Here is a 16,020-nt window from a genome sequence, read left to right on the forward strand (position 1 = left end):
ACTCCCGGTAAAAGATGGCGGCGATTGTACTGCAAATCCGTGCCGCCCGGCAGCAGGCTGCGCGCTAACGGCTGTGCGGCGGCGACGGCACGTGGCGCTGCAGCCAGGCCTGCCGCTGCAGCAGCAGCACATGCCGGCGACGGCGCAGCACGCCAAACTGCAGGTAGCTTAGCCAGCACAGCAGCAGGCTGAGCAGCAACCACACCAGCAGCAGCCACAGCCGCGGCGAGTGGATGTCCTCCCAGCCCAGCTGTCGCGCCAGATCCAGCCGCAAGGCAAACGGGCCGCTGCGCACCTCGACGCTGGCATGCAGGCGGCCACCCCAGCTGTCCTCCTGCGGCAGCGCGGTCTGCAGCGGCACCAAGGTTGGCCGCAGACGCTCATCCGCCAGTGCCGGCAGCAGCGCCGAGGGCTGCAGCCACAATGCCAGATAGTTGCCGGGTATGCCGGGCAGCAGCAGCAACTGCTGCAGGCCGCTGCGGTCGCGCCACGGCGCCACCGCCGGCTGGCCCGCCTGCAATACCGGCATGAGCTGCGCTACCGCCGGCTGCCGGCCCAGATCCTGCGTCGGCAGCACGTCGCCGCCCAGCAGGAACGGCGCCACCTGGCGCACCAGCAGCTGCTGGCTGCGCACATCACCGCCCAGCAGCGCCACGCGTTGCAGCAGGGGGAACGCCTGATGCAGGTTGGCCAGATAACGCCCAGGATCGCTGCCGGCCTCGGCTTGCTGCAGGCTTTCCAGGTCCTGCAGCAGCTGCTCGCCGGCGTCCTGCAGCTGACCCAGCCGCGAGCGCACCTGCGCCGCCAGCTGCTGGGTCTGCTCGTCCAGCTCGCTCTGGGCACGGGCACGCTCGTAGGCCAGCAGCCAGCTGCCGCCCAGCAGCGCCAGCGCCAGCCAGCACAGCAGCAGCATGAAGAACAGCAGCAGATGCGGCCAACGATAGCTGTACCGTATCACAGCTGGAATTCCCGCTTCTGATGCTGGTCGATCAACACGCGCCAGGCCTGCAGCAGTTTCTGGAACTTGTTGTTGGCCGGCTCCACTTCACGCACCTTCTGCAGCAACTGGTGCGCCAGGTGGATATGACTTTCGTGCCAGCCATGGCGGTGGCTCTGCGCGATCACCGCGTTGACCAGGTTGAGCATCAGCTGGATGTTCTGCGGCATTTCCTCCAGCGCCTTGCGGAACAGCTCGATCGCCTGATCGTGCTCGCCGCCCTGCGCCATGCGCACCGCCTGGTTGTTCAGGTCGATGATGTCCTGCACGCTGCTGGCAATCAGCAGGCGGCCGGCATCGCCCTGCCCCACCTGGTCGAACATGGCCGACAGTTTCTGCAGCAGGTCCTGGTTGTCGTGATGGTTGCGCACCAGATCGCGCGCCACGGCATCGCCCAGCTCCTTGTGCCCCTGGGTATAGCAGGCGCGGGCGAATTCCAGCTTGTCGTCGTCCTTGAGCTTGCTCAGCTGCCGCAGCTTATCGGCTGCCTCGTGCAGCAGGCGCTCGGCGGCCTGCTTGTTGCCGGACTGGTTCTGGATGGTGCTGTCCACCACATCCGCCATCCACTCGCCTTCCGGGTTGTACTTGTAGTCGCGACGCAGCGAGGCCAGGGTGCGGCTGGCTTCGGCTTTTTCATTGCACGCCAGCTGCGCGCGCACCAGCGAGGCGTAATGCGCCGGGCTGCGGTGCCAGCTGGATTTGGCCAGCTCCAGCGTGGTGCTGTAGGCGCTGCGCGCCTGCAGCAGATCGCCGTTTTCTTCCGCCACCTGCGCCAGCACCTGGTGGCGCCGCACCGTGGCCGGGGCAATTTCGGTGGCGCGCTTGAGCACGTCCTGCGCTTTCTGCAGCTCGTGGTTGTCCTGGTACAGCTTGGCCAGCCAGTCGTAGGCTTCCATCACGCGGTCGTTTTCCACCACCACCTGCTCGAACATCGCCAGCGCCGGCTCCACCTGCTTCAGCCCCACCAGCGCCTTGGCCATGCCCAGCTTGGCCCACGGCAGTTCCTTCACCTGCAGCACCTGCTTGAACAGCGTCTGCGCGCTGTCGTAGTCGCCGATCTTCAGCACCAGGCTGCCCTTCAGCTTCATGAAATCCAGGCTGAACTCGCCGCGCTCGGCGATCTTCTTGTTGCAGGCGTCGATGGCGCCCAGGTAGTCGTGGCCCATCAGCGCCTCGTCCACCACCTTGAACGCGGCGCGGCGGCGCATCGCCACTTCCAGCCGCCGCCCCAGCTCGTCGCCGGTGAACGGCTTGAGCAGATAGCCATCCGGTGCCAGTTCGGCGGCCGAGATCACCTTGGCGGCACGGCGCTCGCCGCTGACGATCATGAACACGCAGGACTGCTTGAGCAGATTGCGCTCTTTGGCTTCCTCGTACAGGTACAGGCCGTCGTTGCCGGTGCCCAGATCGTAGTCGCACAGCACCACGTCGAAGTCGTAGCGCATCATTTTCACCAGCGCGTCGCTGGCCTTGCCGGCGTACTCCACCTTCTCGGCGCCGAACGAATTCAGCGTCATCGCCATCGCCCGCTGCATCTCCGGCACGCAATCCACTACCAGGAACATCTTCTTGGCGAACGGGTTGCTGTATTCCTGGCGGCTAGCGGGGTCCCGCTGGCCGGTGATGGCATGGAAGGTGGTCGAAGGGCGCGGCTGCTGGCTCATGGTGCGTCTCGATTGAATAAGGTTGGCCGCATCAGGCCGGCGTCAGTTTGTCGGCGGCATAGCGCAGATCCAGCCACTTGATGCCGTGCTCGGCAAAGTTGATCTGCAAGCGCACATCGTCGCCGGCGCCTTCGGCGCTGATCACCACCCCGCTGCCGAATTTGCTGTGGCTCAGCGCCTGGCCGATACGCCAGCCAGCCAGCGAGTTGTTGCGCACAAATGCCGGTGCCGGTTCGTCCTGCCAGGCAGCGCGGCGCGGCGCGGCTGTTTTTACCGTAGCAGATAAGTGTTGTAACAGCTCTGCCGGTACTTCGTCGACAAAACGCGAGCGAATCGGGTAACGGCTCTGGCCATGCAGCATGCGACTCTGTGCCGAAGAAAAGTACAAACGCTTGCGCGCGCGGGTGATGGCGACATACATCAGCCGCCGTTCTTCCTGCAGCCCCTTGCTGTCGCTGAAGCTGTTCTCGTGCGGAAACAGGCCCTCTTCCAGCCCGCCGATGAACACCGCATCGAACTCCAGCCCCTTGGAGGCATGTACGGTCATCAGCTGCAGCGCGTCCTCGCTGGCATCGGCCTGATGGTCGCCGGCTTCCAGGCTGGCCTGGGTCAGGAACTCCACCACCGCCAGCTCCGGCTCGTGCGGCATGAAGCCCAGCGCGGCATTGACCAGTTCGTCCAGGTTGGCCAGCCGCTCTTCGCCTTCCTTGCGGTCGGCCTCGTACATGGCGCGCAGGCCGGAATCGTCCACCACCAGGCTGATCTTCTCCGCCAGCGACAAGTGCTCGCAGCGGGCGCGCAGTTTTTCCACCAGCAGCACGAACTCCGCCACCTTGCCGCCGGTGCGGCCAGTGCCGGCACCGCAGGCGGCCTGCCACAGGCTGATGCCGCGCTCGCGGCTGGCGGTCTGCAGGTTTTCCACCGTGCGCGCGCCGATGCCGCGCGACGGCACATTGATCACCCGCAGCAGTGCGTTGTCGTCATCCGGGTTGATCGCCAGCCGCAGGTAGGCCAGCGCGTGCTTGATTTCCTGGCGTTCGAAGAAGCGCAGCCCGCCGTAGATGCGGTAGGCCACGCCGGCCTGCACCAGCACGTGTTCCAGGATGCGCGACTGCGCGTTGGAGCGGTACAGCACCGCCATGTCGGACAGGTTCCAGCCGTCGCGCACCAGCGACTTCACCTCGTCGACGATGAATTGTGCTTCTTCGCCGTCACTGAAGCCTTCGAACACGCGGATCGGATCGCCGCTGCCGGCATCGGTCCACAGCTGCTTGCCGAGGCGACCGTCGTTGTGTTCGATCAGCGCGTTGGCCGCATCCAGGATGGTGCCGGCAGAGCGGTAGTTCTGTTCCAGGCGGATCGGCGCGCTGATGCCGTAGTCGCGCAGCAGCGCATGCATATTGCCGACTTCGGCACCGCGGAAGGCGTAGATGGACTGGTCGTCATCGCCCACCGCGAACAGCGCGTTGTCAGTCCCCGCCAGCAGCTTGAGCCAGGCGTACTGTAGGCGGTTGGTATCCTGGAACTCGTCCACCAGCACATGGCGGAAGCGCTCGCGGTAGTGCGCGGCCAACGCCTCGTTGCGCGACAGCAGCTCGTAACTGCGCAGCAGCAGCTCGGCAAAATCGGCCACCCCTTCACGGTTGCACTGCGCATCGTAGGCGGCGTACAGCTCGATCAGCTTGGCCTCGTACGGGTTCATCGGTGCCGGGATGGCATGCGCGCGCACGCCGGCTTCCTTGTTGCCGTTGATGAACTGCTGCACCGCCTTGGGCGGGAATTTTTCGTCCGACACATCCAGCGCCTTCAGCAGCCGCTTGATGGCGGATTGCTGTTCGCCCGAGTCCAGGATCTGGAAGGTCTGGGGCAGGCCGGCATCGCGGTAGTGGATGCGCAACAGCCGGTTGCACAGGCCGTGGAAGGTGCCGATCCACATCGCCTTGACGTTGACCGGAATCATCGCCGCCAGCCGGGTCTGCATCTCGCGCGCCGCCTTGTTGGTGAAGGTCACCGCCAGCACGCCGGCCGGGCTGGCCTGTCCGGTGGACAGCAGCCAGGCGATACGGGTGGTGAGCACCCGTGTCTTGCCGCTGCCGGCGCCAGCCAGCACCAGCGCGCTCTTGGCGGGCCAGGTGACGGCGGAAAGTTGTTCGGGGTTGAGGCCGGCTAGCAGCTTGTCGTTCATGGGGGCACGGGCAGGTGGAAACGTAATCGCCACATTCTACACCAGCCCCCGTGGCACCCCGCGGCCAACCTTGCGCGCCTTGCCGGCCAATCGCCGGGCCTGCCATACGGGGCTGGCCCTCGATAGCGCCATCACAGCGCCACAGATGATTTCAGCAGCAACGCCAGCGCCGCCTCGCTGTTAATCACCTGCGCATACTCACCCTGCAGGTTGGCCAGTGCCATGGCATGCACTTGCTGCGCACTGCGCAGCACGCCGTCGAAGTCGGCTTTGGCATAGGCGTAGCAGCCGTCCGCCACCACCAGGGTGTCGAAGCCAAGATTGCCGGCGGTGCGGACACAGGCTTCCACCGAGTTGTTGGTGCTGACCCCGGTGATGACGAGCTGCTGGATACCACGCATGCGCAACCAGCGCTCCAGCTGGCTGTGAATGAACACATCCGGCACGTTCTTTTCCTGCACATGCTCGCCAGGCAGCGGCTGCAGTTCCGGCTGGAACTCGACACCGTCCTGCCCCGGCCAGAACGGCGAGCCGGGGGTCCGCGACATGTGCCGCACATGTACCACCGGCTGTCCGGCCGCGCGCCATGCGCACAGCAAACGCAGGATGGTCTCCTCGGCCTGCGGGTTGTTGCGCGATTCGGCTGGCATGCGGCGCATACCCTGCTGCATGTCGATGATGATGAGGGCGATCGGCGACGGGAAAACGGGGGCGATCATGGCAGGCTCCGTTGCAGGACAAGCACTCATGCTAGCACCCGGCCATCTACCCAGCATGGCTGACGCAACAAGGCCCGGTCATCAACCGGGCCTTGCGCTTCCCTATCGCTTGCGGCCAACCCTGGCCGCATCCGTACTGCTGCTTACATCTTCACGCCCAGCTCGCGCAGGCGCTCGTTCAGGTAGGCGCCGGCGGTGTAGCGCTCCGACAGCACCACTTCGTCGCGCGGGTGCAGGAACAGCGGCAGCGACACGCGGCTCTTGCTGGCGCCTTCACCGGTCGGGTTCACCACCCGGTGCTGGGTGGACGGGTAGTAGCCGCGCGAGGCCTCGCACAGCATGTCGCCGATGTTGATGATCAGCATGCCGAAATCGCACGGCACATCCACCCAGTTGCCGTGCATGTCCTGCACCTGCAGCCCCGGCTCGTTGGCCGCCGGCAGGATGGTGAGCAGGTTGATGTCACCGTGGGCGGCGGCGCGCAGCGAACCGGCCGGTTCCTGGCCGGTCAGCGGCGGGTAGCGCAGCACGCGCAGCAGGGTCTTGTTGCTGCCCTTGATCATGCCGGACAGCGGCTCGCTGTAGTGCTGGGCGATGTCGGCCGGGGTGTACTGCTCCACCCACGCCAGCAGCTCCTGCGCCAGGGTGTTGGCGGTGTCGTAGTAGCGCATGGCGTCGTCTTTCAGCTGCGCCGGGATACGCCCCCACGGGTAAATGTGGAAGTACTCCTTGATGTCTTTCTGGGTGTGGCCCTTGGCGGTCTCGGAGGTTTCCGGCGAGAAGTAGCCGTCCTGCTTTTCCACCGAGAAGGCGAAATCGTGCTTCTGCTCGCTGCCGAAGAAAGCCAGCCAGTCGCGGTAGATGTTCTCCACCAGCTGCTGCGGAATGGGGTGGTTCACCAGCACGCCGAAGCCGGTTTCGTGCAGCGAGCGGGTGAACTGTTCGGCCGCATCGGCGGCGCGGTAATCGACTACGCGTACGTTCATGATGGTGCTCCTGTGTCGGGCAGCCGTTGCGGCCAACCTTGGCCGCAACGGCGAAGGCGGCGGATTCTACGCGCTGTTGTTGCGCACGCAAAGCACCCGATATGACTTTCCATTGGCATTTTATGGCACTACCTGCCAGCCAATCGCAACTTTAAGCAATATGGCATAGCCGGCTGTTTTTGCATGCCTTTTGCGCCACGCGGCCCGTGCTGCCCGGCGGGTCGGCTCCGCCAGCCCCCAATTGGGGCCATCATCAACAATACCAATAGCAAATTAATTGGCATTATTTTCATGACGCGCGCCGCCAAGGCACATAAAAAAAGCCGTGTCGCATTAGCGGCACGGCTTGTTGTCCAGCGCGTCAGTTCAGACGCGCTGATCCATGTCTAGTGCCGGGGTGCCCGGACAAAGCTGCGCCACCACCTTGGCCGGTACGCCTGCCACCGTGGTGTGCGCCGGCACGTCATCCAGCACCACGCTGCCGGCGCCCACCTTGGCACATTCGCCAACGCGGATATTGCCCAGCACCGAAGCTCCGGCACCCAGCATCACGCCGTCGCCGATCTTGGGGTGGCGGTCGCCACGTTCCTTGCCGGAGCCGCCCAGCGTCACGCCATGTAGCATCGACACGTTGTTGCCGATCACCGCGGTTTCGCCCACCACCACGCCGGTGCCATGATCCAGCATGACGCCGTGGCCGATTTTGGCAGCCGGATGGATATCCGCGCTCATTACCTCGGAGATGCGGTTTTGCAAGAAATACGCCAGCGTCTTTCTACCTTGCTGCCACAGCCAGTGGGTAATGCGCTGGCTCTGGATGGCATGGAAGCCCTTGAAATACAGCAGCGGTGTGGAATAGCTGTCACAGGCCGGGTCACGCTCGTAACAGGCGGTGATGTCGGCACGCGCGGCGGTGATGATGCCGTGATCGGCGGCATAGGCCTCGCGGAACAGTTCCAGCAGCGCGCGCGCGTCCATCACCGGGCTGGCCAGCTTGCTGGACAGGTGGAACGCCAGCACGTCTTCCAGCGTGCTGTGACGCAGCACGGTCATGTGCAGGAAACTGGCCAGCAACGGCTCGTCGCGCGCCGCCTGTTCGGCTTCCTGCAGGATGGCGGCCCACAGGGGATCGCTGTTTACTTCGGTCATACAAAGGTACTCCTGATACTTGCGGCCAACTCCGGCGCCACGCACAGGGCGCGGCGCCGGCATCACCCTTTAATCTTGTGCCACCGCCCGGCGACGGCAAGCACGGATTGCACTTTTTGCGGGGCGGGCGGCCAAAAACCTACAACAACACCACGTCAAACTGTTCCTGGCTGTAGCTGGTTTCCACCGACAGCGAGATCGGCTTGCCGATGAAGTCGATCAGCATGGCCAGGCTTTGCGATTCCTCGTCCAGCAGCATGTCGATCACGTTCTGTGAGCCGAGGATACGGAAGCCCTTGGCGTCGAAGCGACGCGTTTCGCGCACGATCTCGCGCTGGATCTCGTAACACACCGTCTGCGCGGTCTTGATCTCGCCACGGCCCTGGCACATCGGACATGGCTCGCACAGCACGTGCGCCAGGCTCTCGCGGGTGCGCTTGCGGGTGATTTCCACCAAGCCCAGGCTGGTGAAGCCGTTCAGCGTCACGCGGGTGCGGTCGCGCGCCAGCGCCTTGGCCAGCTCGGCCAGCACCGCGCTGCGGTGTTCCTCGCTGTCCATGTCGATGAAATCGACGATGATGATGCCGCCCAGGTTGCGCAGCCGCAGCTGGCGTGCCAGCGACAGCGTGGCTTCCAGGTTGGTCTTGAAGATGGTCTCGTCGAAGTTGCGGTTGCCGACGAAGCCACCGGTGTTGACGTCGATGGTGGTCATCGCCTCGGTCTGGTCGATGATCAGGTAGCCACCGAACTTCAGGTTGACGCGACGCGACAGCGCCTTGTCGATCTCGGTCTCGATGCCGTGCAGCTCGAACAGCGGGCGCTCGCCGCTGTAGCGCTCGATCTTGGCCACCGCCGACTGCACGTAAGCCTCGGCGAATTCCACCATCTTGCCGTAGTTCTCGGTGGAGTCGACGATCACCTTCTCGGTGTAGTCGCTCACCATGTCGCGCAGCACGCGCACCGCCAGCGGCAGGTCTTCGTACAGCAGGCTCTGCGCCGGCAGGTGCTGCGATTTGTGGCGGATGTCGGCCCACAGTTTGGACAGGTAGTCGATGTCGGCGGTCAGCTCTTCATCGGTGGCGGTCTCGGCGCTGGTGCGGATGATGTAGCCGCGCGGCGCGCCATCCGGCAGCAATTTTTCCAGCCGGTTCTTCAGGCTAAGGCGGTCGGCCTCCTGCTCGATCTTCTGCGAGATGCCGATGTGCTCTTCCTGCGGCAGGTGCACCAGGAAGCGCCCGGCCAGGCTGATCTGCGTCGACAGCCGCGCGCCCTTGGTGCCGATCGGGTCCTTGATCACCTGCACCAGCACGGTCTGCCCCTCGAACAGCATCTTCTCGATGCGCTGCGGCTCGGACGGGTGCTGGCGTTGTTCCAGTACGTCGGCGATGTGCAGGAAGGCGGCGCGCTCCAGGCCGATCTCGATGAAGGCGCTCTGCATCCCCGGCAGCACACGCTTGACCTGCCCCAGGTAGATGTTGCCGACGATGCCGCGGCTGGCGGAACGCTCGATGTGCAGCTCCTGCACGATGGCGTCTTCCAGCACTGCCACCCGCGTTTCCTGCGGCGTTATGTTGACGAGAATCTGCTCTTTGGGCCGCGGCATATCGCGCGGCAACGGAATCGGTTGTTGCAGCATGGCAAGCTCCGGTAACTGGTGGAATCAGGGCAGTTGGTAACCGAACTTGCCGAGAAGTTGTGCGGTTTCGTAAACAGGCAGCCCCACCACGCCGGTGTAGCTGCCCTCAATGCGGGCGACGAACACCGCGGCCTTACCCTGGATACCGTAGGCGCCGGCCTTGTCGAACGGCTCGTGGCTGTCGATATAGCGCTGGATCTCGTCGGCGCTCAGCGGCTTGAAGGTGACGTCGGTGATGCTGGTGGCCAGCTGCAGTGCATCGCCCAGCCGCACCGCCACGCTGGTCACCACCTGGTGGCTGCGGCCGGAAAACGCCTGCAGCATGCGGCGGGCGTCGTCAGCATCGGCCGGCTTGCCGTAGATCTCGCCGTCCAGCACCACAGTGGTGTCGGCGGCCAGCAGCGGGTGCGGCGGCAGGCCGCAGTTGCTCACCACCTGCCAGCCGGCGGCGGCTTTTTCGCACGCCAGGCGCTCGGTGTAGGCCACCGCGGCCTCGCCCGGCAATACCGATTCGTCGATGTCGGCATGGATGCGTTCCAGATTCAGGCCCAGGTCTGCCAGGATTTCGCGGCGGCGCGGGCTGCCGGAGGCAAGATAAAGCCGGGAGGTAGTGATGCTCATGGTTGGACGGTCTGTCAGCTAATTAATCGCCAGCAGATTACCAGAGCGGGACGGCGGCGGATATGCCACGGCTTGAGGCAGCACAAGGTTGGCCGCAGTGCTGCGGCCAACCTTTGCCCGCGCTACTGCGCGGTCCAGCCGCCATCCACCGGCAACGCCACCCCGGTCAGGTTATGCGCCCACTGTCCGCACAGCATCAGCACCGCCTCGGCGATGTCTTCCGGCTGGCTCATCTGGCCAGACGGCTGTTTTTCCAGCACCAGGTCGCGCAGGCCGGCGGCACGGTCGCCGTCGAACTGCGCGGCGCGCGCCATGATCTGCGGCTCGATCAGCGCGGTTTCCACCCAGCCTGGGCAGATGGCGTTGACGGTGACGCCGCTGCCGGCGGTCTCCAGCGCCGCAGCCTTGGTCAGGCCGACGATGCCGAACTTGCTGGCCACATACGGCAGCTTGTTCTTGGACGCCACCAGGCCGTGCACCGAGGCGATGTTGATTACCCGCCCCCAGCCGGCGGCCAGCATGCCCGGCAGGCACAGCTGCAGCAGGTGAAAGGCGGCAGATAGGTTCACGCCGATGATGTCGTCCCATTTCTGCGCCGGCATCTCGGTCACCGCCGCGGCGAACTGCATGCCGGCGTTGTTGACCAGCACGTCCACGCGGCCGAAGCGCGCCAGCACCGCTTCTGCCAGCGCGCGGCTGGCCGCGCCGTCGCGCAGATCGGCGCTGAAATAGGCGGCATCGGCCGCGCCGGCGGCACGCACTGCGGCCAGCACCTCGGCCTGGCCGGCGACGTCCGCCAGGCCATGCAGCGCCAGTTGCCAGCCTTCACGCGCCAGACGGCAGGCAATGGCCAGACCAATGCCGCGATCGGCGCCGGTGACCAGAGCAGTGCGAGGTGTATTCATAACCGTTCTCCTTTGCGATTGCCGCCACATGCTGGCGTATTGAAAGTGTTCAGCTTAACGATTTGGTTTTGTAAATTTCATTTTTAACTGCATTATCCAAATCATAATGAATTTCCAGATTAACCGGCGGCCCAGCGCCCCATCCAGCAGCTGCCCACCTAAGGATAACCGTCAATGTCCTGGCTGTACCGTCTAAGCATCCGCACCAAGCTTGTCTGCCTGTTCCTGGCCCTGAACCTGCTGACCGTGGCCGCCTTCAGCGTGCACACCTACCTGCGCAGCAGCGAGCAGGCCATCGCCGTGATCGACACCCGCCTCAACGCCGCCGCACGCGCCATCCCCGCGCTGCTGGACGAGCGCTTCCTGGCCACCATGTTCACCCCCGGCAGCGTCAGCCGCGAGCAGATGCTGGACAACGCCCGCAAGCTGGATGGCTACGCCCGCCAGTTCGGGGTGAAATACCTGTACCTGCTGGGCCAGCAAGACGGCAAGGTGCTGTACCTGGCCGATGGCGCCGGCGAGGAAGAGCTGCGCGCCGACAAGTTCGGCCACCACCTGCAGCCGTACGAAGCCAGTGCCGGGCTACAGGCGGCGTTTGCCGACCGCAGCGCGCATTACGACGAATACAGCGACGACTACGGCACCTTCCGCTCCATCTTCCTGCCCACCACCGTCAACGGCCAGGTGGTGGTACTGGCCGCCGACGTACCGCTGGCGGAAGCGCAGGCCAGCAAGTTGGCCGCACTGCGCGACACGCTGCTGATCGGCGTGATCCTGCTGCTGCTGGGCACGGTGGTGGCCTGGCTGCTGGCCAACTGGCTAGCGCGGTCGATCGCCCGTATCGCCAGCCACATCGAACATCAGGCCAGCGCCCATGACCTGTCCACCACGCTGCACCCGCGCGGCGAGGACGAAGTCGCCAGCATGGCGCGCAGCTTCAACCAGCTGTGCCGCACCTTCAGCGGCACGCTGGGCGAGGTGGCCGACAATGCGCGCCACACCTTCCACAGCGCGGAAAACGTGCGCCAGAGCGCCTTGCAGCTGCAGGGCGCCGCCGGCAAGAGCAGCCAGCTACTGGAAGGCAGCCGCCAGCGCGCCGACCATATCCAGCAGCTGAGCCAGCACAGCGGCCAACTGCTGGGCGAAGTGGCCGGCCAACTCAGCCGCGTGGGCGGCGAACTGGGGCAATCGCGCGAATCGGTGAACAGCATGGCGCATGGCATGGGCGAGCATGTGGCGGCCAACCGCCAGCTGGCGCAGCGCTTCGAGGCGCTGTCGCTGGATGTACGCAACATCACCGGCATTCTGCAGCGCATTGCCGGCATTTCCGAGCAGACCAACCTGCTGGCGCTGAACGCCGCCATCGAAGCGGCGCGTGCCGGCGAAGCCGGTCGCGGCTTTGCCGTGGTGGCGGACGAGGTGCGCAAGCTGGCCGGCCAGACCCAGCACACGCTGGCGGAAACCGACAGCTTCGTCGACAAGCTGCTGGCCACCATCGCCGATACCGCCGACATCATCGCGCAGCATGCCGACGAGGCCGAGCGGCTGTCCGGTGCCTCCAGCGGCGCGCGCAGTGCGCTGGAAACCGTGCGACAGCTGCTGGACACCCTGCAGCAGCACTTCGGCCAGGTGTTGGCCGCCGGCGATACCATTCGCGACAACATCGCCAGCATGCAGGGCGACATTGGCGCCATCGGCAGCGAAATCCACCGCCAGCGCGATGAGGCCGATAGTCTGACGGCGGAAGCCATCGGCCTGGAAGACAGCTCGCGCCTGATGAACCAGACACTGACCCGCTTCAAACTATAATCGACTGACGGCCACCGCCGACCGACCCGCCGGAGCCGGAATCATGACGCGTTTGCTTGCTGCCTGTTGTTTGCTGCTGCTGTCTGCCACGCTGCTGGCGGCCAACGTGCGGCTGGCGGTCGGGCTGGCCAAGCCGCCGTATGTGGAAGATGGCGGCAAGAGCGGCATGGAGGTCGAGCTGGCGCTCCGCACCCTGCAACTGGCCGGGCATCAGCCCGTGGTGCTGCAGGTGCCGCAGGCACGCGGGCTGGCGATGCTGCAGGAAGGCAGCGTGGATGCCATGATCACGCTGATTCCCGGCGCCGGCAGCGGCCTGTATTACTCGCAACCACTGCTGTACTACCGCAATCGCGCCATCGTGTTGCAGCACAGCGGCATCGTGCTGCGCCAGCTGGGCGACCTGGCGCGCTACAACGTGGCCAGCTTCCAGAATGCCCGCCTGCTGTTCGGCAACGACTACAGCAAAGCGGTGATGGCGTCGCCCAGCTACAGCGAACATGCCGATCAGGACACGCTGAACCGCCTGTTGCTGAATCACCGGGTGGATGTGGTGGTGGGCGACGAAATGGTGTTTCACGCCAACCGCACCCAGCTGGACCTGAGCGGGCACCGGCTGGCGGTCAGCAGCTACGCGCTGTTTGGCAATTCGCCGCGCCATGTCGGCTTTCGCAGCGACCTGCGGCGCCGCGAGTTCGATGCCGCCCTGCTGCAGCTGAAAGCCAGCGGCGAGTACCAGCGCATCCTGCAGCGCTACCGCGACAAGTACCAGCTGCCGGAGTAAGCCGGCCAGCCTGGCCGTTGCGGCCAACGTTGGTCCCGCAGTAGGACGGATGCCCGCCAGGGCGATCCGCCATCAGCCGTACCAGCTTAGATGGGACACACCTCGGCGGAACGCCCGGTATTACCTGGCTTCCGCCCTACCAGGAATGCCTCAGCCCTTCTTGCGGCGCTTGCCGGCCAGCTCCTCCAGCACGCGGCCGGCGGCGAACAGGCCGAAGCTGGCGGTTACCACCATGCTGGCGCCAAAACCGGCACAAGACAGCCCCTGCGGCCCGCGCGCCGCGTCCACCTCGCAGGCGTCGGCCTGCGGATACACCAGCTGCTCGGTGGAGTACACGCACACCACCCCCATCTTCTTGCCCGGCTCGCGGGCAAAGCCGTGGTGGCGGCGCAGGTTGTAGCGCAGCTTGGACAACAACGGGTCGTCGGTCACCGCCGACAGGTCGGCAATGCCGATACGCGCCGGGTCCATCTGTCCGCCGGCGCCGCCGGACACGATCAGCTTCTGGCGGCGGCGCACGCACCAGGCGGCGATCGCCGTCTTCACCCGCAGGCTGTCGATGCAGTCGACGATGTAATCGAAACCCTGCCCCAGCATGGCGGCCATATTTTCTTCGGTAACGAAGTCTTCCACCTCGGTCACCACGCAGGCCGGGTTGATGGCGCGCACGCGCTCGGCCAGTGCGGTCACCTTGGCCAGACCGTAGTTCGGGTCCAGCGCCGGCAACTGGCGGTTGGTGTTGGATTCGGCGATGTTGTCGAGGTCGATCAGCGTCAGCCGGCCCACGCCGCTGCGCGCCAGCGCCTCCACCACCCAGCTGCCCACCCCGCCGACGCCGATGATGCACACGTTGGCCGCAGCAAAACGCTGCAGGGCGTCGTCGCCATACAGGCGGGCAATACCGCCAAAACGGCGCTGCAAATCGGCTTCCATCGCGTGCTCCCACTGCAAAACGCGCAAGCATAACCAAGCGCCGCCACAATCTCCAGCCACAATGCCCCTGCCACGCCAGTTGCATGCCGGCTTGAGCAGGGTCATGCCAGCGGCGCAAGAAGGCAGGCAAGCCGCATGGCGCTTTGCTAGACTGCCGAACACGGCAGCCGCCCATCAGGAGAGACCCGGAGTGAGCACACAGGCTCTGCAACATTCGTCATCGCAACAGCTGGCCAGCTTCGTGCGCCTGAACGAGGGCATCAAGGGCGTGGTGCTGATCGCGTTCCAGATCAACATCATGGCGCTGAACGCCATCCTGCTGTCGCACCGCGCCGGCGAAGTGGCGCTGGGCTTCGGCGTGATCTCCAAGGAACTGCGCACGCTGTCGGTGGAGCTCACCGGGCTGATGCAGGAGCTGTCCAGCGACGCCTACCAGGCGGTGAACCTGATTTCCGACCTGTTGCGCCGCGAGCGCCGCCAGCACCTGCTGCAGGCCACGCGCCAGCAACTGCCCCAGCCGCTGCCGGCGCTGGACGCCATCCTGGCCGAACGGCTGCAGGTGTTCCAGGCCCGGGGACAGCAGGTGCGCGAAGTGCGCCTGCGGCTGCTGGACCGGCTGGAAGAAGCGCGCAAGCTGTGCCAGTTCGGCACCGCCATCTCGCGTTCCGCCAAGATCGAAGCGGCCTACGGCCGCGAATACGGCCGCGCCCTAGCCGAAGTGAGCCAGGACTTCGACCAGAAAATCCAGACCATCCTGCCCTCCATCGAAACGCTGTGCGCCGGAATGCAAAGAATATGAAATCAGCCACCACCATTTATCAGGAAGGCAACCACCGCTGGGTGGTGATCGCCCGTGACGCCGCCAAGCCGGGTTATGTGATCGACACCAACGAATACCTGATCAGCCGCGACGGCGACAACCTGCTCACCGACCCCGGTGGTAGCGAAATCTTTCCGGCGGTGTTCGCCGCGCTGTCCACCGTGGTCGACCCGATGAGCATCAACCGCCTGTTCGCCTCGCACCAGGACCCGGACATCATCTCCTCGCTGGGGCTGTGGCTGGACTGCAACCCGAAGATCCGCTGCCATGTCAGCCGGCTGTGGGACAGCTTCATCCCGCACTTCGGCGGTGATGACCAATCACTGCAATCCATCCCGGACGAAGGTCAGCACATTCCGCTGGGACAGGGCCAGCTGGAGGCGGTGCCGGCGCATTATCTGCACTCCTCCGGCAACTTTCACCTGTACGACCCGGACGCGCGCATCCTGTTCTCCGGCGACGTCGGCGCGGCGCTGCTGCCGCCGGACGAAGGCGAGCTGTTCGTGCGCGATTTCGACCAGCACATCCGCCATGCCGAAGGCTTCCACCGCCGCTGGATGGGCTCCACCGAGGCAAAGCTGGACTGGTGCGAGCGCGCCAGCCGGCTGAAAATCGACATGATGTGCCCGCAACATGGCGCCATTTTCCAGGGCGAGGACGTGATGCGCTTCATCAACTGGTTCGCCGAGCTGCCGGTGGGGCTGTCCACCTTCCGCCACCGCCGGCTGGCGTAAGGCAAGTAGTTGTATTACTTGCAATAAATTACTCATCATCTACCCTGAAAGCACCTCCGCCACGCGGGGGTGTTTGTTTCT

Annotated in this window: 14 protein-coding genes; 4 read left to right on the forward strand and 10 right to left on the reverse strand. The window is 65.2% G+C overall.

Translation table 11 applies throughout. The annotated features are described in order from the left end of the window. Positions 1–64 precede the first annotated feature (64 nt). The 9 genes from ABNW52_RS10745 to ABNW52_RS10785 all read right to left on the reverse strand — a co-directional run bounded on the left by ABNW52_RS10745 (position 65) and on the right by ABNW52_RS10785 (position 10,862). On the reverse strand, positions 65–958 hold the full coding sequence (locus ABNW52_RS10745; protein ID WP_349587418.1) for a hypothetical protein: 894 nt from the start codon (positions 956–958) through the stop codon (positions 65–67). After that, a complete protein-coding gene (locus tag ABNW52_RS10750) occupies positions 955–2,661 on the reverse strand; it encodes a response regulator (RefSeq protein WP_349587421.1) in 1,707 nt (568 codons plus the stop codon). The genes ABNW52_RS10745 and ABNW52_RS10750 overlap by 4 nt, the downstream gene beginning before the upstream one ends. 31 nt (positions 2,662–2,692) lie before the next feature. Then, on the reverse strand, positions 2,693–4,846 hold the full coding sequence (locus ABNW52_RS10755; RefSeq protein WP_349587423.1) for a UvrD-helicase domain-containing protein: 2,154 nt from the start codon (positions 4,844–4,846) through the stop codon (positions 2,693–2,695). Between the two features lie 131 nt (positions 4,847–4,977). Continuing rightward, the gene (locus ABNW52_RS10760; protein ID WP_349587425.1) at positions 4,978–5,565 is read right to left on the reverse strand and encodes a cysteine hydrolase family protein; all 588 of its coding nucleotides are present in this window, start codon (positions 5,563–5,565) and stop codon (positions 4,978–4,980) included. Positions 5,566–5,708: 143 nt separating this feature from the next. Beyond that, positions 5,709–6,551 (reverse strand): 2OG-Fe(II) oxygenase family protein, encoded by an 843-nt coding sequence (locus ABNW52_RS10765; RefSeq protein ID WP_349587428.1) that lies wholly within the window; start codon positions 6,549–6,551, stop codon positions 5,709–5,711. A gap of 366 nt (positions 6,552–6,917) precedes the next feature. Next, positions 6,918–7,700 (reverse strand): serine O-acetyltransferase, encoded by a 783-nt coding sequence (gene cysE, locus ABNW52_RS10770; protein ID WP_349587431.1) that lies wholly within the window; start codon positions 7,698–7,700, stop codon positions 6,918–6,920. Positions 7,701–7,839: 139 nt separating this feature from the next. Further along, on the reverse strand, positions 7,840–9,336 hold the full coding sequence (rng, locus tag ABNW52_RS10775; protein WP_349587434.1) for a ribonuclease G: 1,497 nt from the start codon (positions 9,334–9,336) through the stop codon (positions 7,840–7,842). A gap of 24 nt (positions 9,337–9,360) precedes the next feature. After that, on the reverse strand, positions 9,361–9,957 hold the full coding sequence (locus tag ABNW52_RS10780) for a Maf family protein (protein WP_349587437.1): 597 nt from the start codon (positions 9,955–9,957) through the stop codon (positions 9,361–9,363). Positions 9,958–10,079: 122 nt separating this feature from the next. Further along, on the reverse strand, positions 10,080–10,862 hold the full coding sequence (locus ABNW52_RS10785) for a 3-hydroxybutyrate dehydrogenase (protein ID WP_349587439.1): 783 nt from the start codon (positions 10,860–10,862) through the stop codon (positions 10,080–10,082). Between the two features lie 174 nt (positions 10,863–11,036). Here ABNW52_RS10785 and ABNW52_RS10790 point away from each other — a divergent pair, with 174 nt between their 5' ends. Both ABNW52_RS10790 and ABNW52_RS10795 read left to right on the forward strand, forming a co-directional pair. Next, positions 11,037–12,671, forward strand: coding sequence for a methyl-accepting chemotaxis protein (locus tag ABNW52_RS10790; RefSeq protein ID WP_349587442.1), 1,635 nt, complete (start codon positions 11,037–11,039; stop codon positions 12,669–12,671). Between the two features lie 43 nt (positions 12,672–12,714). Next, positions 12,715–13,452 (forward strand): substrate-binding periplasmic protein, encoded by a 738-nt coding sequence (locus ABNW52_RS10795; RefSeq protein ID WP_349587444.1) that lies wholly within the window; start codon positions 12,715–12,717, stop codon positions 13,450–13,452. Between the two features lie 150 nt (positions 13,453–13,602). Here the strand turns inward: ABNW52_RS10795 and ABNW52_RS10800 are convergent, their stop codons facing one another. Continuing rightward, a complete protein-coding gene (locus tag ABNW52_RS10800; RefSeq protein ID WP_349587446.1) occupies positions 13,603–14,385 on the reverse strand; it encodes a tRNA threonylcarbamoyladenosine dehydratase in 783 nt (260 codons plus the stop codon). Positions 14,386–14,575: 190 nt separating this feature from the next. Between ABNW52_RS10800 and ABNW52_RS10805 the strand changes: the two genes are divergently transcribed. Both ABNW52_RS10805 and ABNW52_RS10810 read left to right on the forward strand, forming a co-directional pair. Beyond that, positions 14,576–15,184: a hypothetical protein gene (locus ABNW52_RS10805; protein ID WP_349587449.1), complete on the forward strand. Its 609-nt coding sequence runs from the start codon at positions 14,576–14,578 to the stop codon at positions 15,182–15,184. Further along, positions 15,181–15,939: an oxygen-binding di-iron domain-containing protein gene (locus ABNW52_RS10810; RefSeq protein WP_349587451.1), complete on the forward strand. Its 759-nt coding sequence runs from the start codon at positions 15,181–15,183 to the stop codon at positions 15,937–15,939. The genes ABNW52_RS10805 and ABNW52_RS10810 overlap by 4 nt, the downstream gene beginning before the upstream one ends. Positions 15,940–16,020: the final 81 nt, after the last annotated feature.

Source organism: Vogesella oryzagri (assembly GCF_040148885.1).
Taxonomy (GTDB): Bacteria; Pseudomonadota; Gammaproteobacteria; order Burkholderiales; family Chromobacteriaceae; genus Vogesella; species Vogesella oryzagri.